This window comes from Acidimicrobiia bacterium, from assembly GCA_040881685.1.
Classification (GTDB): domain Bacteria; phylum Actinomycetota; class Acidimicrobiia; order IMCC26256; family PALSA-555; genus SHVJ01.
Genome location: JBBECS010000002.1, coordinates 159,852 through 181,686 on the forward strand (window position 1 = coordinate 159,852; position 21,835 = coordinate 181,686).

A 21,835-nucleotide genomic window follows, 5' to 3' on the forward strand; every position below is an offset into this window, starting at 1 on the left:
GCTCCTAGACTCCCGGCCCGTGTCGAAGCAATCGAAGCGTGATCGGCAGCGTGAGAACCGCGAGGCTCGCCGCCAGTACGAGGAGGCGCTCGCCCGTCGGCGCCGCACGTTCAAGACGGCTCGCCTCTTCGCGATCTTCCTGGTGCCGGTGATCGCGATTGGCGCGTACCTGAGCATTTCAGCGAAGGACGAGAAGACCGGGGGCGCCGCCGCGGGCGCGTGCCGAGACGTGAAGAAGCCGAAACCCAAGGACGACACTTTCGCCGCGGCCGAGCCCACGATCACCGACACGACCAAGACCTATGTCGCGGAGGTCGTCACGAGCTGCGGATCGTTCACGATCCAGCTCGCGGCGGCCGAAGCCCCCGAGACGGTGAACTCGTTCGCCTTCCTTGCGAACGAGGGGTTCTACGACAGCTTGACCTTCCATCGATTGGTGAAGGACTTCGTGATCCAGGGTGGCGATCCCAAGGGCGACGGCACCGGCGGACCCGGGTACACGGTGCCCGACGAGCCCCCCACGAACGGCTACCAGGAGGGGTCCGTCGCGATGGCCAACTCCGGTGCAGGAACCACGGGCTCGCAGTTCTTCGTCGTCACCACCGCCGAAGGCGCGGCCAACCTCGGGGGTCCGCCGTTCTTGTACTCGATCCTGGGTCAGGTGACCGAGGGCTTCGAGACCGTGTTGCGGATCGAGAAGCTGGCGAAGCCCGACCAGCAACCGAAGAAGATCGTGGTGATCGACAAGGTGACGGTCACCGAGGTTGGCGCGACGGCGCCGTCCACCACGACGACGACTTCAGGCTGAGAGCTCATCGATCGCGCTGCCGGTCGCGAACTGTTTCGTGTCACGGCCGGTGTACACCGTCACGGCGCCCACACCCGCGGTGCGCCACGCGCCGTCGGGGTCGCGCACCAGCGCCGTCTGCTCGTCGATGCCGATCAGCGTGGCGTTCTTGGGCAAGAGATCGATCGAGCGCTCGCGCAGGTGATCGGCGGCAGTGCCGTGATACGGGAACACCGCGAGGTTGGGAACGACGCCGAGTCCGACGGTGTACGCACCGCCACGCGGATCCACCATTGGATCGCACACGAGCGTCGCCCCGGCACCCGACGCGGCGAGCACGCCACCCGCGTGGTACGACCCGAGCATCGCGTCCCACAACGACGACGACTTGAGCACGGAGCGCAGGTGTAGCGGCGAGCCGTCGGCCACGTACACCATGCGCGCCTTGCGCACCGCCTCGACCGTCTTCGGGTCCTCACCGTCGGCTCGCCGTAGGACCATCGGCGCACGAACTTTCGCGCCGAGCGCTTCGAAGTAGACGGTGGCGCGCTCGACAACACGCTCAGGGTGCTCGAAGGCCGCGGCCGACGGCAGCACCACGACCTCGCTCGCATCGGCGTTTGCGAGGAGCTCGCGGTCGAAGTCCTTGCAGCCCTCGTTCCACTCGCCGCCACCCACGAGCACAAGGGTTCCGCCAGCTCGGTTCGCGCTCATCTTGATTGGTCGACTCCGCTACGCCGTCCCGCTCGTCCGAGCGCGGCTCCGCTGGGTCTCATGAGGTGGCGAGACTACCGGTGGTCGAGCGCGCCATACTCGGATCGTGCAGACCGCGATCGCCGCCGTCGATCTCTACGCCACGCTTGGCGTCGAGCCGACCGCCACCGCCGAGGAGATCGCGGTCGCATTTCGGGTGCACGCCAAAGAGCTGCACCCGGACCGACACCCGGGAGACGCGGGTGTCGCCGAGCGATTCAAGACCTTGACGCACGCCTACAACGTCCTCGCGCGCCCCGAGAGTCGCGATGCCTACGACCGCCGCCGCACCGCGAGGAACACGCCGGTGTCGTCAGCCCCAACGGCGACGACGCACCATCCCGTGTTCCGCACGGCCCGACGGGCTCGGGCGGCGATCGGGATCGGCATTGGGCTGATCGTTCTCGGCACGGCCAGTGCGGTCCTGCTCGCCGGTCTGGACACCGGCGACGCGGCCAAGACCATCACGCTGTGGCTCGTCGTGGTGAAGCTCCTCGCCTGCGGCGTGCTGCTCTGGGGCCTCGGCTCCTGGCGCTTGCGGCGCCTGCGCGCCGACGCTCGGGTTACCGCGCGGTAACGTCCGGGTGCCGACTGGGGCCGGAAGAGCGGAGATAGCCAGCATGGCGGTGAAGCAGGTCGGACTCGTCGGGTCCGGGATCATGGGCTCGGGCGTTGCCGAGGTCGTCGCCAAGGCCGGCCTCGACGTCGTGCTGCGCAGCCGGGCCGAGTCGAGCGCTGAGGCGATGATCGCCTCACTCGAGAAGTCGCTTGCCAAGCAGGTCGAGAAGGGCAGGCTCGACGCCGCCGACAGCACAGCGATTCGTGGGCGCGTGCGCGCCGTTACCGACCTCCAGGAGCTCGCACCTTGCGACCTCGTCCTCGAATCGGTGGTCGAGGACCTGACGGTCAAGAAGCAGCTCTTCACCGACCTCGACGAGATCTGTGCACAAGCCGAGATCCTCGCCACGAACACTTCCACGCTGTCCATCGGTGACATCGCGGCAACGACGAAGCGTCCAGAGCGGGTGTGCGGCATCCACTTCTTCAACCCCGCGCCCGTCATGCCACTCGTGGAGGTTGTGCGCGCCGAGAGCACCTCGTCAACGACGATCACGACGGCCCGCACGTTCGCGGAGGCATGCGGCAAGACCGTGGTCGATGTGGTCGACCGCGCGGGGTTCATCGTGAACTCATTGCTGTTCCCCTATCTCAACAACGCGGTGAAAGCGCTCGACTCGGGCCTCGCCACACGCGACGACATCGACGCCGCAATGAAGGGTGGATGCAACTTCCCCATGGGGCCACTCGAGCTGCTCGACCTCGTCGGCCTCGACACGAGCCTCTCGATCCTCGAAGCCCTGCACGCCGAGTACCAGGATCCCAACTACGTCCCCGCGCCGATGCTCGAGCAGATGGTCAGCGAAGGACGCCTGGGCCGCAAGTCCGGCCAGGGCTTCTACGACTACTCGAAGTAGCCCGAGACAAGCGCGCTCGGCTCCTACGATCACGCGGGGCAGCGGGGCGCCGGCCGCGCACCGGCGTGATGTGGGGGGTGCCACATGAGGCGACGCCAGAAAGCAGCACTGCTCCTGATCGCGACGACGATCGGGCTCGGCACGAGCGCACTCGCGTCTTCATCAGTCGCCGGCGCGCAAGGGGACGATGAGTGGGCGCTGCTCAACGACACGCCGGCGTACTCGTTCGGGTCCGGTGGCGCGCCCGTCCGCAACGCTCCGCTCGCCATCGCTGTGTTGCGCGGATCCAAGACCGGATCCGGGCTCGAGCTCGACATCACGAACGTCGCGAGCTTCGTGCCGACGGGCACCGCGATCTCGGCCCGCATCGGCTTCTACTCCGCGCCCACTCGGCGGCCGATGATCTACGGCGGCTTCGAGTTTCCCTCTCCGGCGACGGCGCCGTCGAAGGCACGCTCGTCGAGCGCGAGTCCGAGGGGACGACCACGAGCGCCGAGGTCTGGGGACCGGCCGACGAGGACTTCGGCGAGATCACCGGTAGGTACGCGTCCGACGGCGCAGGCTTCAGGATCAGCGCCACTGGTGCGTACCGCAAGTTGCTGCGCGATCCGCTGACCACCGTCGGTTTCGACCTCTGGACGGGTGACGCAGGGACGACGGTGCAGCCGAGCGCGCGCGTCTCGATCGGCGATCTCACTGGCGTCAAGCCGGGATTGCTCCCGTTGCAAGGCACCAGCGTCGCGGCAGACGGGACCCCTCAGCCTTGGATCACCGGACCGGTGGCCAAGGACTTCTACAAATGGCGGGTGAGCGTCACCACCGAAGCAGAGAACCCGCAGCTGGTGAACATCGACATCGGGAAGTACTCCGAGAGTGCCAGCCAGATCCGGCTGTTCGTCGCGAACCAGTTCAACGCGCTTCCAGCCGGATCGAGCTTCCCCCCGTACGACCTCGTCTTGTTCGGACCTGATGACACAAGTGTCCGGGCGCGCAGCGGCGACGCGTTCGCGTCGTCCGAGATCGGGGCGGTCGAGATCAAGCGCGGCGGCAAGGGCAAGTTCACGCTCGAGCTCGACGACCAGCTGCATGCCGGATTCGCTGCAGCGCAGGTCGTTGTGCAGGGGCAGGACAACGCGGTGCTCCTCGCGACCGGCTTCCAGGTCAAGTTCTGAGCACTCGCTCGCTCCGCCCCTCCGGTGCCGAGCGCGAGACAATGGACCCATGACGGAGCGTGAGCAGCCGTGGATGATGCGGACGTACTCGGGCCACTCCTCGGCTCGGGCGTCGAACGAGCTGTACCGCACGAACCTGGCCAAGGGGCAGACCGGCCTGTCAGTGGCCTTCGACCTCCCGACGCAGACCGGCTACGACCCCGACCACATCCTCGCCCGCGGCGAGGTCGGCAAGGTCGGCGTGCCCGTCCCAAACCTCGGCGAGATGCGCACGCTCTTCGACGGGATTCCGCTCGACGAGATGAACACGTCGATGACGATCAACGCCACCGCGATGTGGCTCCTCGGCATGTACCTCGCGCTGGCCGAGGAGCAGCGGGTCGACCCGGGCGCGCTGGCCGGGACCACCCAGAACGACATCGTCAAGGAGTACTTGAGCCGCGGCACGTACATCTTCGGCCCGATCCCGTCCCGCCGGCTGACCGTCGACGTGATCTGCCACACGGTGCGCAACGTGCCGAAGTGGAACCCGATCAACGTGTGCTCGTACCACTTGCAGGAAGCTGGCGCGACGCCGGTCCAGGAGATCGCGTACGCGCTCGCCACCGCTGTTGGCGTGCTGGACGCGGTGCGCGAGTCCGGTCAGATCCCCGCCGACGAGATGCCCGAGGTCGTCGGCCGAATCTCCTTCTTCGTGAACTCGGGCATCCGCTTCGTCGAAGAGACGTGCAAGGTGCGCGCGTTCTCGCGGCTCTGGGAGCACCTCGTTGCCGAGCGCTATGGCGTGACGGACGAGAAGCTGCGGCGGTTCCGCTACGGCGTGCAGGTGAACTCCCTCGGACTCACCGAGAAGCAGCCGGAGAACAACGTGCAGCGCATCGTGCTGGAGACGCTGGGCGTCACGCTCTCGAAGGACGCGCGGGCGCGAGCCATCCAGCTGCCCACGTGGAACGAGGCGCTGGGTCTGCCGCGCCCCTGGGATCAGCAGTGGTCGCTGCGCATCCAGCAGGTGCTCGCGTTCGAGACCGACCTGCTCGAGTACGGCGACATCTTCGACGGATCGAAGGTGATCGAGGCCAAGACCACCGAGCTTGCCGGCGCCGCGGAGGCGGAGCTGGCGTGGGTGCTCGACGGCGGCGGCGCGTTCGAGATGACCGAGGCCATGAAGGGCCGCCTCGTGCAGAGCCACGCCGAGCGCGTGCGCAAGATCGAGTCGGGCGAGCTCGAGGTCATCGGCGTCAACTGCTTCCAGGAGACGGCGGCATCGCCACTCGTGACCGAGGACGCCGAGCACATCCTCGTGGTCGACCCTGCCGCCGAGGCCGAGCAGATCGAACGGCTCGAGCAGTGGCGGCGTGATCGTGACGGCGACGCCGTCGCCAAGGCGATGGACCGCCTGCGGGAGACCGCGGCGACCGACGAGAACCTGATGCCGGCAACGATGGAGCTCGCCCGCGCCGGCGGGACGGTCGGTGAGTGGTCCGACGCGCTGCGGGCGGAGTTCGGCGAGTACCGCGCGCCTACGGGCATCGGTGGGGTCGCCGTCGCGCCGAGCGACGCGCTCGTCGTCGTGCGCACGCGCGCGCAGCAGGCCGCGAAGGAACTCGGTGGTCCGCTTCGGATGCTCGTGGGCAAGCCCGGCCTCGACGGTCACTCCAACGGTGCGGAGCAGATCGCGGTGGCTGCGCGCGACGCGGGCTTCGAGGTCGTGTACCAGGGCATCCGGCTCACCCCGGCGCAGATCGCCGCGGCCGCGCGCGACGAAGATGTGGATGTCGTCGGCCTGTCGATCCTCTCCGGCTCGCACCTCGAGCTCGTGCCCGAGACCGTGCGGCTGATCCGTGAGGCGGGTTCCGACGCGCCGGTGGTCGTGGGCGGGATCATCCCCGACGCGGATCGACCGACCCTCGAACGGGCGGGCGTGGCGGCCGTCTACACGCCGAAGGACTACAAGACCTCGGCGATCATCGCCGACATCGTCGAGCTCGCCATCGAGCATCGGAAACGCTTGGCCCGGACGGCCTGACGTTCGGCCGGTCTGCCCCGTTGAGCCGATTTCGACGTTTTCGCAGGTCGGAGGCCTGTTTTCGACTGTCACACCCGCCCAGCCCCAGTCACCAGCTCGAAACTTCCCCACCAGCACCTTGACAACTTCATAGGTAATCGTGGGGACGGTGAAACCGTTTGCCCCGCGCGAGCGTCTTTGTCGTGGTGACACGAACGCCTGAGCTCACCGGCTTCTGCCGGGAGGCCTGGCCGCGCCTGGTCGGCGCGCTCAGCCTCTACACGGGCGATCGCCACGTTGCCGAAGAGCTGTCCCAGGAGGCGCTCGTGCGGGTGTGCGAACGGTGGACGGAGGTGCGGGCGATGGAATCGCCGATGGGCTGGGCCCATCGGGTCGGGTTCAACCTCGCCAGCTCGCACTACCGCCGCCGCGGGGCTGAACGACGGGCGCGCCAGCGCCTCGGCGCAGTGGTCGACGTGACCGCGCCACCAGTGGAGGCCGCCGATGCGCTCGCGCTGAGAAACGCGGTGGCCGCGCTCCCGGAGTCACAGCGTCGGGCTCTCGTGCTCCGGTACTACGTCGATCTGCCGGTGGCCGACGTCGCGCTGCTCATGGACTGCCCCGAGAACACGGTGAAGACGCATACCCGGCGGGCGATCGAGAGCCTTCGTGGCGCGGGGCTCACGACGGACGACGAGCTACGGACCGAATCGAAGGAGATGCACGGTGGCGAATGACGTGAACGAGACCCTGCGCGCGGCGGCCGCGTCGCCGACACGCGACGCGCCCCTCTCTCTGATCGAAGCCCGACTGCGCCGGCGCCGCCACGTGCGTCGCGGTGCCGCGGGGGTGTGCGCACTGGCGCTCATCGCCGCACTCGGTGGCGGTGTCGCATTGAGCGTCGACAGTGGACCGCGCATCGAGACGGTGACCCCCGCCGCGTCTCCGGGCGTCAGCGCCGGGGACCCGCCGGTCTCCGTGGACCTTCCGGACGGATGGGTCGAGAGTCCGATCGAGCCCGGCATGCGGTTCGACGGCGAGATCCTTGCCGTGGGCACCACGCTGCAGCCGGCTGGCGTTCCACACTCGGCCTGCTTCGAAGACGAGATGTACAACGACGACGTCGTCGTCGTGCTCCGAGAGACCACCCATGTCACCGTTCTCGAGAAGGAGCTCGCGGCGACACAGCGGCTCACGACCGAGGCGTACGGGCAGTATCCACTTCGCCCCGACAACTTCGCCACGGCGGAGAGTGCGGTCTCGACGTGCCTCGCCATCGGCACCGACGTGCCGTGGGAGATCCACCGCTACACGTTCTCGGATCAGGGTCGTGTCTTCATCGCCGATGTCGGCTTCGGGCCGACGTCGACACCCGAGGCTCGGGCCGAGGCGTTCGCGGTCCTGAACAGCCTGGTGGTGGAGCCGTGGTTGGAGGAGCCACCGGTGCCGGTCACGACCGTGCCGCCGTCGACGGTTCCGGCGTCGGCCGACACCCAGGCGATCGAGGCTGCGTTCGAGACGTGGGTCGCGGCGGGGCCACCCGACTTCGACGGTGCCGAAGCGGTGATCGAGGACTTCGCATCGATCAAGGCGACGGCACAGGAAGCTGCGGACCTTGTGGGGAATCCGCAGTGCTACACGGGACGCGTGGACGCCATCACGCGCATCGACGAGGACGATGCCGATGTCATCTTCTCGTTCTTCTGCGACGGGCTCCCGGCGGTACCGACCAATCAGCCCGGCCGAGCGGTGAAGATCGACGGTGTCTGGATGGTCAGTCGCGACACGGTGTGCGCGACGTTCGCGATCGGGCAAGCACGTTGTCCACCCCGCGAATGAATCACTAGCGCGCGTACATCGCCTCGATCTCGTCGGTGTACTTGGTGTTCACGCCGCGGCGCTTGAGCTTCATGGTCGGCGTGAGCTCCTCGGAGTCGGCGAGCCACTCGGCGCCGAGGACCGTGTACTTCTTGATGCGCTCGACGTTCGAGAAGCGCTTGTTGGCCTCGGCCACGTTGCGCTCGACCTCCTCGAGCACCACCGGGTCAAGCGCGAGCTCGGCAAGCGACGTCGCCTTGACACCTTGCTTGGCCGCCCACGCCGGGGCCACGTCGGGGTCGAGTACGACCAGCGCCGAGACGAACGGGCGGTTGTCGCCGATCACCGCGGCCTGACCGATCAGCGGGAACGACTTGAGCGCCGATTCCAGGTTGGCCGGCGAGATGTTCTTGCCGCCCGCGGTGATGATCAGCTCCTTCTTACGGTCGACGATCTTGAGGTACTGGTCGTCGTCGAACACACCGATGTCGCCGGTGTGGAGCCAGCCGTCGTCGTCGAGCGCTTCGGCCGTTCGCTCGGCATCGTTGAGGTAGCCGCGGAAGATGTTGCCGCCCCGGGCGAGCACCTCGCCGTCGTCGGCCAGCCGAACCTCGCAACCGGGGATCGGCGGGCCCACGGTGCCCACCTTCACGCGGAAGGGGGTCCACGTCATCGGGCCGGAGGTCTCCGAGAGCCCGTAGATCTCCGACATCTCCAGGCCCAGCGCGCGGAAGAACTTCAGCACCTCGACGGGGAGCGGCGCCGCGCCGCTGATCGCCGCCTTGATCTGGTCGAGACCCAGCAGGCCGAGCACGAAGTCGCCCACCGGCTTGGCCTTCTCGTTGTATTCGGCGGCCAGGTCAGCGGGGAGTGCCTCGCCGCGCGCCCGGTACTCCGACTCCTGCTCACCGACCGGGAGCGCAGCGTCGAGCATCGCTTGTTGGTTGGCGTCGGCACCCGCGAGCGCGAGCACGCCGGCGTGGATCTTCTCCCACACGCGCGGCACGGCGAACATGATCTCGGGCTTCACCTGGGGGAGGTAGGACGCGACCTGTGACGGCTCCGGGCAGGTCGTCACCTCGAACACACCGACGATCCCCTGGTAGTGCGACACCATGCGCTCCGCGATGTGCGCCATCGGCAGGTACGACACCATCCGGCTGAAGTACGGCACGGCCTCCCAGCAGCCCAGCAGGCTCTCGACGGTCCAGACGACGTTCGCGTGGTCGAGCATCACACCCTTCGGCGGACCGGTCGTCCCCGACGTGTAGATGATGGTTGCGAGGTCGTCGGGTTCGGCGACGCTCGCGGCGGCGTCGAGGTCGATCGGGTCGCGTTGCAACAGGTCGTGCCAATGGAGCACGTTACCGGGGGCGCGCCCGTCGTCCTCGATGATCACGACCGCGCCGAGCGCGGGCAGCTCGTCACGCACCTTCAGCACGCGCTCGAGGTAGTCGACGTCCTCGACGATGGCCACAACCGCGCCGCAATGGCGCGCCAGGTACTCCACCTGCTCCGGTGCCGAGGAGTTGTAGATCGACACAGGAGTGGCACCGAGGAGCATGGTGGCGACGTCGGCGATGTGGAACTGGGGTCGGTTGCGCATCATCAGCACGACGCGTTCGCCCTTGACGACGCCGAGCTCCGAGAGCGCGGCGGCAAGCCGGCACGCCCGCTCGGCGTAGTCGGACCAGGTCCACTCGCCCCAGCCCTCCTCGCCGGCAGGGGTGGCTTCCTTCCACCGCAACGCGACGCGCGCGCCGTGCTCGCGGACGGTGTCACGGAAGCGGGTGGCGACGGTGTGCCCTGCCACCGTGCGTGCGATGTCGTCGCTCGAAACGCTCATGGTTCCCCCGGGAAGCACGACCTTGCGACGGCAGTCTCGCGCGGGCGACGCGCGCCGTCGCTCCGCCGCCAGTTGTCCACACCCACCGGTCGAGAAGTCTGGGAGAACCCTGCGGTCTCCCGCCGGAGCCGTGGAGAACCTGTGGAGAACTCCCCGGGAGAGTGGAGAACTCCCCCCCGGCTGGTGAATACTTGCCCCGGATCGCGTCCAGGGGCGATCAGAAGTGCTGGGTGAAGCAGCGGTTGTCGAGGTGGCCGAGGGCATACTCGGTGTAGAGGCCGGCGAACATGCCGCGGGTCTGCTCGGCCCAGGCGAAGGCCGCGGGCTCGGTGGCCCGCCGCACCACCTGCGTGTAGCCGCCTTGGTGGATCCGGTACTCAGCCCACGCCCCCGGATAGTCCTTGGTGCACCCGATCTCGGCGAACGGGACGTCGCGCACCGCGGGGAAGCGACGGATCCGGTTGCGGTGTGTGTGACCGGCGAAGTACCCGGCGATGTTCTCGCGACGGGTGACGACGCCAGCGAGCGCCTCGCTGTCGTCCGGGTTGATGCCGAACGTGTGTGGGTTGCGCGTGGGCGATGCGAGGTCCCAGAGGTAGTGGTGGCCGAACACCAACACCGGGTCCGCGGTTTCGCTCGCGAGGTCGTCGAGCCACTGCACCTGATCGGCGCTCAGCTGGCCGCCGTCGGTTCCCGGGATCACGGTGTCGAGCACCGCGAGCGTGATGCCCTCCAGCTCTACCGCGTACGGTGCGTCCTCGATCGCCATCGTGGGGTCGCGCATGGCGTCGTGGTTGCCGCGCACGTGGTGCATCCGATCGCCCAACGTGCCGTACATCGCGAGGAACGCGGCGTACTCGTCAGCGGAGCCGACGCTCGTGAGGTCACCCTTCACCACGACCACGTCGGGATCGAGCGCTCGCATCTCGCCTACGACGGCTCGGTTCATCGTCTCGGGATACGGCGGCTCATCGGGCGCGACGGAGAAGAACGGGCCGATGTCTTCGTGCGGCGGCCCAAGGTGCCCGCACTCGACTTCGCCGAAGTGGACGTCGTTGGCCGTGGCGATCGTCGCGAGGAGCCGACCAGCAGGACACGCCAAGGTGCGAAACGATGCGGGCAGGTTCTCAGTGGCGGGCGCGCCCTCGACGTCGAGCGTGTACTCGTGGTCAGGAGCGAGACCGTCGACGCGCACGACATGCCACGCACCTGTTGTGGTGACCTCCCGGGCTCCTACTCGCGTCGTGACCGATTCACCCGCCCTGGTAGTGAAGGTGACGAAGGCCTCGTCAGGGCCGACCGCGAAGAGCTCGGCGTTGGCCGGCGCCGTCATGCGCCGTCGCTATGGACGGGTGCGCCGCGCGACGCGACCTGAGAAACGCCACGGGCCGCGAACCCGCCCGACCCGGCGCGAAACGAGCCGTGCACCGCGCACCCACTCGTCGAGATGCGGCTCGTGGTCCATCGGCGGACCCCCAGCCGTGGACACCGTGACCGCCGCCAAGATCGCCGCCACCTCCTCAGGCGTGGCGTCTGGCGTGATGGCCCGCAGCCGCGGGCCACTGCCTCGCTCGGTCACCACGTGGTCACTCCGGTCAGGGCCAGTCTCATCCGACGGAGCATCAGAGAGGCAGGTTGCCGTGCTTGCGCTGCGGCAGCTGCTCGCGCTTGGTGCGGAGCATGGCGAGCGACCGGGCAAGCACCCGACGCGTGTCGCGGGGATCGATGACGTCGTCCACATAGCCACGCTCAGCCGCGATGTACGGGTTCGCGAAACGCTCCGTGTACTCCTCGATGAGCTCGGCACGGCGCGTCTCGGGGTCGGCGGAGGTCTCGATCTCCTTGCGGAAGATGATGTTCACCGCACCCTGGGGACCCATCACCGCAACTTCGGCCGACGGCCAGGCGAAGGCCAGGTCGGCACCGATCGACTTGGAGTTCATGACGACGTACGCGCCGCCGTACGCCTTGCGGGTGATGATCTGCACCCGGGGAACGGTCGCTTCGCAGTACGCGTACAGCAGCTTGGCGCCGTGGCGAATGATCCCGCCGTACTCCTGGTCGGTGCCAGGAAGAAAGCCGGGCACGTCGACGAACGTCACCAGCGGCACGTTGAACGCGTCGCACAAGCGCACGAAGCGGGCCGCCTTCTCCGACGCGTCGATGTCGAGCGTTCCCGCGAGCACTTGGGGCTGATTGCCGACGATCCCGACGGAGTACCCGTCGATTCGGGCAAACCCGCACACGATGTTCTGCGCCCAGAGCGCGTGCACTTCAAAGAAGTCGCCATCGTCGACGATCTCGTGGATCACGGCCTTGATGTCGTACGGCTTGTTCGGCGCATCGGGGATGAGCCCGACGATGTCTTCGCAGCGGCGCTCGGGGTCGTCGGTGGGCTCGAAGTAGGGAGGCTCTTCGAGGTTGTTCGAGGGCAGGAAGGAGAGGAGGTAGCGCACCTGCGTGAGCGCGGTGTCCTCGTCGTCGGCGACGAAGGTCGCGACACCCGACTTGGACGCGTGCGTCATCGCGCCGCCGAGCTCCTCTTGTGTCACGTCCTCACCGGTCACGGTCTTCACCACGTCGGGCCCGGTGATGAACATGTGCGACGAGCCCTTGACCATGAAGACGAAGTCGGTGATCGCGGGCGAGTACACCGCACCGCCCGCACACGGCCCGAGGATCACACTCACCTGCGGGATGACGCCCGATGCCTTCACGTTGCGGAAGAAGATCCCGCCGTAGGCGTCGAGCGAGACGACGCCCTCTTGGATGCGGGCACCGGCGCCGTCGTTGAGCCCGATCATCGGCGCACCCACCGATTCTGCGAGGTCCATCACCTTGTGGATCTTCTCGGCGAACACCTCGCCGAGGGCACCGCCGAACACGGTGAAGTCCTGGGCGAACACGAACACCTTGCGACCGTCGATCGTGCCCCATCCGGTGACGACGCCATCGGTGAGGGGGCGGGTCTGCTCGATGCCGAACCCGTGCGCCCGGTGGCGCGAGAGCATGTCGAGCTCTACGAACGAGCCCTCGTCGAGCAGCTTCTCCAGGCGCTCGCGCGCGGTGAGCTTGCCGCGTTCGTGCTGGCGCTGGACGGCCGCGGGGCTCCCGGCGTGCAGCGCTTCCTCGCGGAGGGCGGCGAGCTGCTCGAGCCGCTCCTCGATGGGGTGGGGAGCGCCGGGCGTGACACCGGCACCGGGGTCACCGTGCAGCGCCTCGGCCTCGGCTTGCTCCTGGATCTCGGACTCTTCGACCGCCATGAGGGGTGCAGCGTACCGGGCGGCTCCGCCGGGTCTCGGCGACCGGTCTAGTAGCGGAAGTGCGCGACGACGAACAGCGTGGTGCCGTTCCGGCACGACGCACCCACGCCGAGATACCGATTCCTGAACTGCTGCATCACGGAGAAGTGGGGTGGGCTCGCGATCCAGGCGTTCACTGCGGCATTCGCCGCGGTCTGGCCGGTCGCACAGCCCGAGGGGAGGTACCAGCAGAACAGGTTCTCGCCGCCGCCGCCCGGGTACCACGCGAGGAGCTGAGCCCCGGAGGAGTGCAGGAGGGGACCGCACGCGCTGCTGCTCGCGTTCACGTTCGCCACCCACTGTGCCGCCATGCTGGCGCCGACATCAGGCTGGTAGTCGAAGCCCGTGAGGTTCTCGTGGGCGTTGAAGACCGCCTGGATCGTGGCGGACGAGCTCTGGTGGACCACCGGGGGTGGGGGCGCAGGGGCAGCCTTCGGTCGGCACCCGGCTGCGACCAGCACGGCCACGACCAGGAAGATGACTGCGTGTGCGCGTCGCACGCTCATGGGCTGCTCCCCGAGGGCTGGTTCGGTGGTGCTCCATGGCGGCACACCGTGCCTGGGCGACGCGGTGCCTGGAGATGACCGAGAGGGACCCCAGGGGTCCCTCTCGGGGACGACCGTACACGCCCCTCGCGGGCACGGCGAAAAATGCGCCTCGGCCCGCTGGCCCTACTCCTGCACCAGCTCGATGAGGGTGCCGAACGCGGTCTTGGGGTGCACGAAGGCGACCGTGGTCCCCCGGCTGCCGGGGCGCGGTGCCTCGTCGATGACCTTGTGGCCCTGGGCCTTCACCCGCTCGAGGGCCGCGGCGCAATCGCTGACGCGGTATCCCACATGGTGGATGCCCTCGCCCCGCTTCTCGAGGTACTTGGCGACCGGCGAGTCGTCGCGCACGGGCGTGAGGAGCTGCACGTACGAGTCGGCCACCTTCAGCAACGCTTCCTCGACCCCGTCGCGCTCGACCACCTCGCGGTGCGCAACCTGACACCCGAACGTGTCTTGGTAGTACTCGATCGCCGCCTCGAGATCGTTGACCGCGATCGCCACGTGGTCGATCTCGGTGAGCACCGAGACGCCGGGTTCAGGCGCCATGGCGACGGAAGAGGGTGATCTGGGGCAGCAACTTCTCGCGCATCTCGGGGTTGGTCACGCCGAGGCCCTCCTCCGGCGCGAGCGCGAGGATGCCGAGCTTGCCCTCGTGCAGGTTGTGGTGCACCTGGTACGCGGCCTCGCCGGTGTTGTCGAGCGTGAACACCTTCGAGAGCGCGGGGTGGATGCGCCCGTCACACACGAGCCGGTTGGCTTCCCATGCCTCGCGGTAGTTGGCGTAGTGGCAGCCCTTGAGCGTCTTCAGGTTCATCCAGAGATAGCGGTTGTCGAACTCAATGTTGAAGCCGCTGGTGGCGGCGCACGTGATGATCATGCCGCCCCGCTTGGCGACGAACACCGACGCACCCATCGTTTGGCGACCGGGATGCTCGAAGACGATGTCGGGGTCGTTGCCCGTGAGCTCTCTGATCCTCTTGCCGAGGCGACGCCACTCCCCGGCATCCTGTGTGTGCTCGTCCTTCCAGAACTTGAAGTCCTCGGCCTTCCGATCGATGACGTGCTCGCAACCCATCTCGTGGAGCAGCGCGGCCTTGTCGGGGGACGAGACCACACCCACCGGCGTGCCGCCGCCGTTCAGCACGTACTGCACGGCATAGGCCCCGATCCCGCCGGTGGCACCCCATACCAGCACCGTCTGACCCTGGGTCATGTGCGAACCGTTGGGGCTCACGATCATGCGATAGCTCGTCGAGTTGCAGAGGGGGTTGACGGCCGCCTCCTCCCACGTGAGGTGGGAGGGCTTCGGCATCAGCTGGTTGACCTTGGCGACCGCAATCTCAGCGAGGCCGCCGTAGTTGGACTCGAAGCCCCAGATGCGCTGATTGGGGGCGAGCATCGCGTCGTCGTGCGCGGCCGGGTCCTGGTCGTCGACGTAGTTGCTGTGAACGCAGACGCTGTCGCCCGGCTTCCAGTTGCGAACCGCCGAGCCGACGCGCAGGACCACGCCGGTTGCGTCGGAACCGATCACATGGAACGGCTGGTCGTGGCGCGCACCCCACACGCTCTCCTTCGCGAGGCGCGCGAGGAACTGGAACGTGGGGAGCGGCTCGAAGATCGACGTCCACACTGTGTTGAAGTTGATCGACGACGCCATGACCGCCACGTACGCCTCGTCGGGTGCCAGCTCGGGCAGTGCGACATCGTCGACATGCACCGACTTGCGCGGGTCCTTCTCTTCCGACGGCATGTCGGCGAACATCTCTTGCTCGTCAGCTCGGACCACCGCGGCCCGGAATGAAGACGGAAGCGGGATCGCTCCGATCTCCTCGCCTGGGGCGCCCTGGAGAATCGCGGTGCGGATGGCGTCGATCTCGGTGCTCATGGGTAGAGCAGGCTACGCGTCCGCGTGCCCGCGATGCCTCCCGCGGTCAGGTCCTGGCTGGCGACGGAGGGCTTGCGCTTCGGTACGATCGGCACGACCTACTTCAGCGCAGGAAAGGTGCCTCGATGCCCGGCTCTGTGATCGTCTCGTCGGCTCGCACGCCGATTGGCAAACTGTCCGGCGCGCTCGCGCCGATGAGCGCGATGGACCTCGGCGGAATCGCTATCAAAGCCGCGCTCGAGCGCGGCGGCGTCGGACCCGAGCAGGTCGACTATGTGGTCATGGGCCAGGTGCTCCAGGCAGGACAGGGGCAGATCACCGCGCGCCAAGCCGCGGCGAAGGCGGGCATCCCGATGACCGTTCCCGCGATCACGATCAACAAGGTGTGCTTGTCCGGTATCAACGCCATCTACCTCGCCGACCAGATGGTGCAGGCCGGCGACGCAGAAGTCGTCGTCTGCGGTGGCATGGAGTCGATGACCAACTCGCCGTACCTGCTCCCGAACGCGCGCGCGGGTTACCGCATGGGCAACTCGGAGGTGCTCGACTCGCTCATCCAGGACGGCCTGTGGTGCGCGTTCGACGCCGTGCACATGGGTTCGGGCACGGAGCGTTACTGCGGCGAGTTCGGAGGACTCACTCGCGAGCTCATGGACGACGCCGCGGCCAAGAGCCACGATCGTGCCGCAGCCGCGGCCAAGGAAGGGCGTCTGGCCGAGGAGATCGCCCCCGTCGCACTCCCCCAGCGCAAGGGCGACCCAATCCTCGTGGAGGTCGACGAGGGCGTCCGCCCAGGCACCACCACGGAGTCACTCGCCGCGCTCAGGCCGGCCTTCGACAAGGAAGGCACGATCACCGCCGGCAACGCGTCGCAGATCTCGGACGGCGCGGCGGCACTGGTGGTCACGAGCACCGAAAAGGCCGCCGAGCTGGGCGTCACCCCCATCGCCGAGCTCGTGAGCTTCGGCATGGTGGCCGGCCCCGACACCTCGCTCCTCACCCAGCCGTCGCGGGCAATCAAGCGTGCGCTCGAGCAGATCGACAAGCCAGTCTCGAGCCTCGACCTCTTCGAGCTGAACGAAGCGTTCGCCGCGGTGGGCCTGGCATCCATGCGTGATCTCGGGATCACCGACGACGTCGTCAACGTCAACGGCGGCGCGATCGCGCTCGGCCACCCAATTGGCATGTCCGGGGCGCGCATCGTGATCACGCTCGTGAACGAGCTGCGCCGTCGCGGCGGATCACTCGGCGCGGCGGCGCTGTGCGGCGGTGGTGGGCAGGGCGACGCCGCAGTCGTGCGCGCGCTGTAACACCGCACGCCACCGAGCAGCTCTTCCGTCAGGAGCCTTGATGTCACTGCCCCCGCCGCCGCCGCCGGATGGCACACCCCCGCCACCCCCACCGGAGGATTGGCAGTCATCAACCGGCTACGGCGGGTCGGGCTATCGAACCGCTTCCGGTCCGCGCGCCGGGTTCTGGATCCGCTTCGTCGGCGCACTCGTGGACGGGATCCTGCTCGGGATGGTGAACGGGATCATCCAGGAGGCGACGAACCGGTGGGTGGCAGCTGTTGTCGGCATCGTGATCGCAGTCGTCTACACGACGTACTTCATCGGGAGCCCGAGCGGTCAGACCGTTGGCATGCGCGCGGTCGGGATTCGGGTCATCGACGCCACCGGCGGTGATCGGGTCGACTACGGCCGCTGCGTCACCCGATACCTCGTCGCCATCCTCTCTGGTCTCGCGTTCGGCCTCGGCTACTTCTGGATGCTGTGGGATCCAGAGCGCCAGACGTGGCACGACAAGGCATCGGGCACGTTCGTCGTCCCGGTGACCGACTACCCCGTCGAGCGGTGGCCCGGTTGACGGCTCGCTCGTCGCGGCTACGCGTCGACCTCGCGCCGGCCTTCGAACGCGCGCCCGAGCGTCACCTCGTCGGCGTACTCGAGGTCGCCTCCGACCGGCAGTCCGCTCGCGATGCGCGTGATGCGGACGCCCAACGGCTTCAGCACGCGCGCGACGTACATCGCGGTGGTCTCGCCCTCGATGTTCGGGTTGGTCGCGAGGATCACCTCCCGCACGCCCTCCTCACCGACCCGGCGCAGGAGCTCCTTGACCCGCAGCTGCTCGGGACCGATTCCCTCGATCGGGGAGATCGCGCCCTGGAGGACGTGGTACCGGCCATGGAACTCGTGGGTGCGCTCGACCGCGACGATGTCGGGGGCCTCTTGCACCACGCACAACAGCGAGGGGTCGCGGCGATCGTCGCGACAGAACATGCACAGCTCCCCTTCGGCGAGGTTGAAGCACCGACGGCACCAGGAGACGCGCGCCTTCGCATCGGTGATCGCCTTCGCAAGCCGGTTGGCATCCTCGGGCGCGACCTTCAAGAGGTAGAACGCGATGCGTTGCGCCGACTTCGGGCCCACGCCGGGCAGTCGGCCGAGCTCGTCGATCAGTGCCTGAACCGGCCCTTCGTGCAGCGCCATGGGGATTCGGTCTCTGACTCAGCCGATGAGGCCGTCGAGCGCGCCGAGATCGAGCCCGCCCGCCACCGCGCCCATGCGCTCGGCCTGGAGTGCCTGCGCGGCGCGCTGCGCCTCTTTGCAGATCGCGAGCACGAGGTCTTCGAGCATCTCGAGGTCGTCCGGATCCACGACCTGCCGGTCGATCGAGACGGAGCGGATCTCTCCGGAGCCGGTGACCACGGCTTTGATCATGCCGCCGCCGGCCGAGACTTCGGCGGTCTCCTCGGCAAGCGCTGACTGCGCCGCGGCCATGTCCTCCTGCATCTTCTGCATCTGGCGCATCATCTGGTTGAGCTGTGCGCCCTGACCTCCGGCCGGCTTCTGCTTCGCCATCACTGCTCCCGACCGACGCTCAACTGCCCGCGTCGCGCGGCAGCTCTTCGACGACGGTAGCCCCGAGCTGTTGCTGCAACAGGCTGACCGACGCGGGGGGCCCGAGCGGAGCGTCGGTGTTCTGCGAGAGATCGATGTCGGCCATCTCGACCATCTCAGGAGGTTCGTCGGCTCCCGAGGGACCGGACGCGGACGGCGCGTCACGCGTCGGCACGGGCGCCGGTTGACCACCGCCGAGCGAGAACTCCTCGGCCGGCTCGAGGTTGAAGCGCACCGTGCGGCCAAGGTGGTGCGCCAGCGCGGCACGAATCGTGTCGGCCTCCTTTTTGAAGCGCGGCTTGGCCGCTTCGATCACACCGGGCGGCACGCCGAACACCACGATGTCGCCGTCGACGCGCAACGGCTGCGCGTTCTGGACTGCGCTACGCGTCGCAACCGGGAGCTCCGGGAGGATCGAACCCCAGGCGATGATCACGTCATCGAGCTCGAGCCGGGCGGCGGAGTCGTCCGGGGGTGGAGCGGCTGGTGACGCTTCAACCACTTGCTCGGGCGACGCCGCTTCCACCGGTGTTGGCTCGTCGACCGCGGGTGCGTTGGCGGCTTCAGCGCGCACGGCGCCGATGGTGCGGCCCGGCGCACGCGGGTCAGGAGGCGGCGGTGCCTCCGATGCCGGTGCTGCGGATGCAGGTGATGCAGGTGTGGCGCCACTGGCGAGCGCACGCTCGAGACGTTCGATGCGCTCCACCACCGTCTGCAGCGGTGGGCCCGCGTCGCGACGGCTGAGGCGCACGAGCGCGACCTCGAGCACGAGGCGTGGGTCGGCGGCCTCGGTGCCGCGCATGTCGGTGACCGCTTGGCCGAGCGTCTCGATCGCCCGAACGAGCGCGGCATTGCCAAGGGCGAGTCCGAGCTGGCGCAGGCGTTCCTTCTCCTCCTCGGACGCGTCGACCCGCACTCGCCCGGCGCCGGCCGTGAGGAGAAACCCGTCGCGGGCCGTGCCCAAGAGGTCTTCAGCCGCGCGCCTCGGGTCGTGGCCCGCCTCGAGGAGCTCGCCCAACGCGACCAAGGCGCCCGGCGAATCTTCCCCGGCGATCGACTCGAGGATGCGCACACGCAGTGGGAACGGTGCGCCGCCGAAGAGCGCCGCAACGGCCGCCGCTTCGAGCGGTCCGGTCTCGTGTGCAAGCGCCTGATCGAGCAGCGACTCCGCGTCGCGAGCAGAGCCCGCGCCAGCGGCGGCGATGACGGCGAGGGCCTCGGCGTCGGCCTCGACCCCCTCACGCGCGCACAGATCGCCGAGGCGAGTCACCAGCTGCTCGATCGACAGCAGCGTGAACTCAAAGTGCTGCGTGCGTGACCGGATGGTGGGAAGCACCTTCTCGGGATTCGTGGTTGCGAGCACGAACACGACGTGGCTAGGCGTCTCTTCGAGCGTCTTCAGAAGCGCGTTGGCCGCTGGGTCGGTGAGCATGTGCACCTCGTCCAGCACGTAAACCTTCGTCTTCGCACCACCGCCCATGCCGAGCGTCGAGCTCTCGATGACATCGCGGATGTTGTCGATGCCGCGGTTCGAAGCCGCGTCGAGCTCGAAGAGATCGAGGAAGGTGCCGGTTGCGATCGCGCGGCAGTTGTCACACGCGTCGCACGGCTCGCCATCGGGACCGATGTTCATGCAGTTCAGGGCCTTCGCGAGGATCCGCGCCGTTGTGGTCTTGCCGGTTCCGCGTGGTCCGGAAAAGAGGTACGCGTGCCCGACCCGCTCATCGCGCACCGCGTTGCGCAACGCAGTGGTGACGTGCTCCTGGCCGACGAGCTCGTCGAAGCGCTGCGGCCGATACTTCCGATACAACGACTGATACGGCACGTCCTCGACCTTACCGAGCAGGGACAGAGGTGCGGACCGTGCACCCGCCGTCGACTCGGGGCCGCCGCGGAACGGCGATCCGACGCAGCTCAGGCCAGGCTTGCCTGCGGCACACGGGAAAGTCCGCTGAGAGCTGCTTCCTTCCGGACCTGACTCGGTTTGCGGGATCCCGTTGCGCAGGACCCGGCCCTCGACGCCGCGCCGGGACCGATCGTGCGGCGGTCCGAGCCTCGGGAGGGAATTCAGCCCCCCGTGCGTGGATTGGGGGTACAGGGCACCACGAGCTCCCCGCCTAGCACGGTCCGCGCTGCGACCTTATCCGGGACACGTACGATCGCCGATCCGGGAGGGATGCGAGAGCGGCCGAATCGGCACGCTTGGAAAGCGTGTGTGGGGCAACTCACCGTGGGTTCGAATCCCACTCCCTCCGCATGACCGACGCTGCGTGGCACGACCACATGGGCGTTGCGCTCGACGAGGCGCGGGATGCTTTGGCGCACGATGACGTGCCTATTGGCGCGGTAGTGGTTGACGTCGCGAGTGGTGTGGTGCTGGCGCGGCGGCACAACGAGCGAGAGGTCTCGACCGACCCGACGGCTCACGCCGAGGTGCTGGCCTTGCGCGATGCCGCCACCGCTCGTGGCAGCTGGCGACTCGACGGGTGCGCGCTCGTCGTCACTCTCGAGCCATGCCCGATGTGTGCTGGTGCGACGATCGCAGCACGGATCGATACCGTCATCTTCGGAGCCGCGGACCCCAAAGCCGGCGCGATGGGCTCGCTCTACAACCTGGGTGCCGACCCTCGGCTCAATCACGAAGTCGAAGTGGTCGGCGGCGTGCGTGGCGAAGAGTGCGCCGAGCTCCTCAGCACCTTCTTCGCCACGCGCCGTACCTAGCCCCAGAAGTCGTCCCAACCCGCCAGGTCGTCGGGGTTGTCCACGAGCTTCGTGTAGCGGCCGTCGGCAATGGTGAACTCCAACCGGTTCGTCGTATTGAGGTTCTTGCCCTCCCGCTGACCCTGGCCGAGATAGGTCGCGATGACCGTGTCGGCACCGTCCGCCTCGGTCTTCTGCAACGCAGCTCGGAACGTGCCGTTCGTGGCCTCCGCGAGCTTCCCGTACAACTCGAGCATCGCGTCGCGGCCCTTGTAGTCGCCGGCGAACTGGCTCTTGCCCGGGATGTGCTGCGATGCGTCCTCGGCGATCAAGCCGCTCAACGTCGCCATGTCACCGGAGTTGAACGCCTCGAAGCCACGCTCGACCAGATCGCAGTTCTCCTTCTCACCCATTGCTTTCCTCCCCATCGCGAAGTGACGTGCGATGAGCATTCGCAACGCGAGTTCGCACGGATCATTCGGTTCGCCGAGGGCCGGCTTTGCCGGCCCTCGGCAACCTCGCCGCGGAACAAGTTGCGCCGGAAGGGGCCGCCGGGGAGGGCCTGCCCTCCCCGGCTTCGCGGAGGGAGTGGTGCCGGATCTCATGAGATAGGCGACACCTGTGTCAAGACATAGGAGACACCG

General features: G+C 68.1%; 22 protein-coding genes, 1 tRNA gene and 1 other RNA gene. 11 read left to right on the forward strand and 13 right to left on the reverse strand.

Features of this window, described 5'->3' with window-relative positions; all coding sequences use genetic code 11:
- Positions 1 to 19 precede the first annotated feature (19 nt).
- Entirely contained in the window at positions 20 to 808 is a 789-nt protein-coding gene (locus WEE69_01050; GenBank protein ID MEX1143882.1) for a peptidylprolyl isomerase, read from the forward strand.
- Here WEE69_01050 and WEE69_01055 read toward each other — a convergent pair.
- On the reverse strand, positions 800 to 1,501 hold the full coding sequence (locus WEE69_01055) for a Type 1 glutamine amidotransferase-like domain-containing protein (GenBank protein ID MEX1143883.1): 702 nt from the start codon (positions 1,499 to 1,501) through the stop codon (positions 800 to 802). The two genes, WEE69_01050 and WEE69_01055, sit on opposite strands and share 9 nt — an antisense overlap.
- 106 nt (positions 1,502 to 1,607) lie before the next feature.
- Between WEE69_01055 and WEE69_01060 the strand changes: the two genes are divergently transcribed.
- From WEE69_01060 to WEE69_01085, 6 genes are all read left to right on the forward strand, one after another.
- The gene (locus tag WEE69_01060; GenBank protein ID MEX1143884.1) at positions 1,608 to 2,117 is read left to right on the forward strand and encodes a J domain-containing protein; all 510 of its coding nucleotides are present in this window, start codon (positions 1,608 to 1,610) and stop codon (positions 2,115 to 2,117) included.
- A gap of 43 nt (positions 2,118 to 2,160) precedes the next feature.
- Positions 2,161 to 3,015 carry a 3-hydroxyacyl-CoA dehydrogenase family protein gene (locus WEE69_01065; GenBank protein ID MEX1143885.1) on the forward strand — a complete coding sequence of 285 codons (855 nt, stop codon included), beginning with the start codon at positions 2,161 to 2,163 and terminating at the stop codon, positions 3,013 to 3,015.
- A gap of 191 nt (positions 3,016 to 3,206) precedes the next feature.
- Positions 3,207 to 4,187 carry a hypothetical protein gene (locus WEE69_01070; GenBank protein MEX1143886.1) on the forward strand — a complete coding sequence of 327 codons (981 nt, stop codon included), beginning with the start codon at positions 3,207 to 3,209 and terminating at the stop codon, positions 4,185 to 4,187.
- Positions 4,188 to 4,236: 49 nt separating this feature from the next.
- The gene (locus WEE69_01075) at positions 4,237 to 6,213 is read left to right on the forward strand and encodes a protein meaA (protein MEX1143887.1); all 1,977 of its coding nucleotides are present in this window, start codon (positions 4,237 to 4,239) and stop codon (positions 6,211 to 6,213) included.
- Between the two features lie 185 nt (positions 6,214 to 6,398).
- The gene (locus WEE69_01080; protein MEX1143888.1) at positions 6,399 to 6,929 is read left to right on the forward strand and encodes a sigma-70 family RNA polymerase sigma factor; all 531 of its coding nucleotides are present in this window, start codon (positions 6,399 to 6,401) and stop codon (positions 6,927 to 6,929) included.
- Positions 6,919 to 8,031 (forward strand): hypothetical protein, encoded by a 1,113-nt coding sequence (locus tag WEE69_01085; protein MEX1143889.1) that lies wholly within the window; start codon positions 6,919 to 6,921, stop codon positions 8,029 to 8,031. Before WEE69_01080 ends, WEE69_01085 begins: the two co-directional genes overlap by 11 nt.
- A gap of 4 nt (positions 8,032 to 8,035) precedes the next feature.
- Here the strand turns inward: WEE69_01085 and WEE69_01090 are convergent, their stop codons facing one another.
- From WEE69_01090 to ccrA, 7 genes are all read right to left on the reverse strand, one after another.
- A complete protein-coding gene (locus WEE69_01090; GenBank protein MEX1143890.1) occupies positions 8,036 to 9,856 on the reverse strand; it encodes a long-chain fatty acid--CoA ligase in 1,821 nt (606 codons plus the stop codon).
- A gap of 217 nt (positions 9,857 to 10,073) precedes the next feature.
- On the reverse strand, positions 10,074 to 11,189 hold the full coding sequence (locus WEE69_01095) for a metallophosphoesterase (protein ID MEX1143891.1): 1,116 nt from the start codon (positions 11,187 to 11,189) through the stop codon (positions 10,074 to 10,076).
- A 9-nt stretch (positions 11,190 to 11,198) separates the two neighbouring features.
- Complete coding sequence (locus WEE69_01100; protein ID MEX1143892.1) at positions 11,199 to 11,435, reverse strand: hypothetical protein; 237 nt, start codon at positions 11,433 to 11,435, stop codon at positions 11,199 to 11,201.
- A gap of 43 nt (positions 11,436 to 11,478) precedes the next feature.
- A complete protein-coding gene (locus WEE69_01105) occupies positions 11,479 to 13,119 on the reverse strand; it encodes an acyl-CoA carboxylase subunit beta (protein ID MEX1143893.1) in 1,641 nt (546 codons plus the stop codon).
- A 47-nt stretch (positions 13,120 to 13,166) separates the two neighbouring features.
- Positions 13,167 to 13,664, reverse strand: coding sequence for a CAP domain-containing protein (locus WEE69_01110; protein MEX1143894.1), 498 nt, complete (start codon positions 13,662 to 13,664; stop codon positions 13,167 to 13,169).
- A 165-nt stretch (positions 13,665 to 13,829) separates the two neighbouring features.
- Entirely contained in the window at positions 13,830 to 14,252 is a 423-nt protein-coding gene (mce, locus tag WEE69_01115; protein ID MEX1143895.1) for a methylmalonyl-CoA epimerase, read from the reverse strand.
- Entirely contained in the window at positions 14,242 to 15,591 is a 1,350-nt protein-coding gene (gene ccrA, locus WEE69_01120) for a crotonyl-CoA carboxylase/reductase (GenBank protein ID MEX1143896.1), read from the reverse strand. The genes mce and ccrA overlap by 11 nt, the downstream gene beginning before the upstream one ends.
- A gap of 125 nt (positions 15,592 to 15,716) precedes the next feature.
- On the opposite strand from ccrA, the gene WEE69_01125 reads away from it, so the two are divergent.
- Both WEE69_01125 and WEE69_01130 read left to right on the forward strand, forming a co-directional pair.
- A complete protein-coding gene (locus tag WEE69_01125) occupies positions 15,717 to 16,901 on the forward strand; it encodes an acetyl-CoA C-acetyltransferase (GenBank protein ID MEX1143897.1) in 1,185 nt (394 codons plus the stop codon).
- Positions 16,902 to 16,941: 40 nt separating this feature from the next.
- Complete coding sequence (locus tag WEE69_01130; protein ID MEX1143898.1) at positions 16,942 to 17,457, forward strand: RDD family protein; 516 nt, start codon at positions 16,942 to 16,944, stop codon at positions 17,455 to 17,457.
- 17 nt (positions 17,458 to 17,474) lie between these two features.
- Here the strand turns inward: WEE69_01130 and recR are convergent, their stop codons facing one another.
- The 4 genes from recR to ffs all read right to left on the reverse strand — a co-directional run bounded on the left by recR (position 17,475) and on the right by ffs (position 20,617).
- Positions 17,475 to 18,074: a recombination mediator RecR gene (gene recR, locus WEE69_01135; GenBank protein MEX1143899.1), complete on the reverse strand. Its 600-nt coding sequence runs from the start codon at positions 18,072 to 18,074 to the stop codon at positions 17,475 to 17,477.
- 24 nt (positions 18,075 to 18,098) lie between these two features.
- The gene (locus tag WEE69_01140) at positions 18,099 to 18,452 is read right to left on the reverse strand and encodes a YbaB/EbfC family nucleoid-associated protein (GenBank protein ID MEX1143900.1); all 354 of its coding nucleotides are present in this window, start codon (positions 18,450 to 18,452) and stop codon (positions 18,099 to 18,101) included.
- A gap of 19 nt (positions 18,453 to 18,471) precedes the next feature.
- Entirely contained in the window at positions 18,472 to 20,316 is a 1,845-nt protein-coding gene (dnaX, locus tag WEE69_01145; GenBank protein MEX1143901.1) for a DNA polymerase III subunit gamma/tau, read from the reverse strand.
- Between the two features lie 36 nt (positions 20,317 to 20,352).
- Positions 20,353 to 20,617, reverse strand: an RNA gene (gene ffs, locus WEE69_01150) — signal recognition particle sRNA large type.
- Between the two features lie 44 nt (positions 20,618 to 20,661).
- Between ffs and WEE69_01155 the strand changes: the two genes are divergently transcribed.
- Together WEE69_01155 and WEE69_01160 are read left to right on the forward strand one after the other, a co-directional pair.
- Positions 20,662 to 20,746, forward strand: a tRNA-Ser gene (locus WEE69_01155).
- Between the two features lies 1 nt (position 20,747).
- Positions 20,748 to 21,212: a nucleoside deaminase gene (locus tag WEE69_01160; GenBank protein ID MEX1143902.1), complete on the forward strand. Its 465-nt coding sequence runs from the start codon at positions 20,748 to 20,750 to the stop codon at positions 21,210 to 21,212.
- Here WEE69_01160 and WEE69_01165 read toward each other — a convergent pair.
- The gene (locus WEE69_01165; GenBank protein MEX1143903.1) at positions 21,209 to 21,604 is read right to left on the reverse strand and encodes a nuclear transport factor 2 family protein; all 396 of its coding nucleotides are present in this window, start codon (positions 21,602 to 21,604) and stop codon (positions 21,209 to 21,211) included. The genes WEE69_01160 and WEE69_01165 overlap by 4 nt on opposite strands.
- Positions 21,605 to 21,835: the final 231 nt, after the last annotated feature.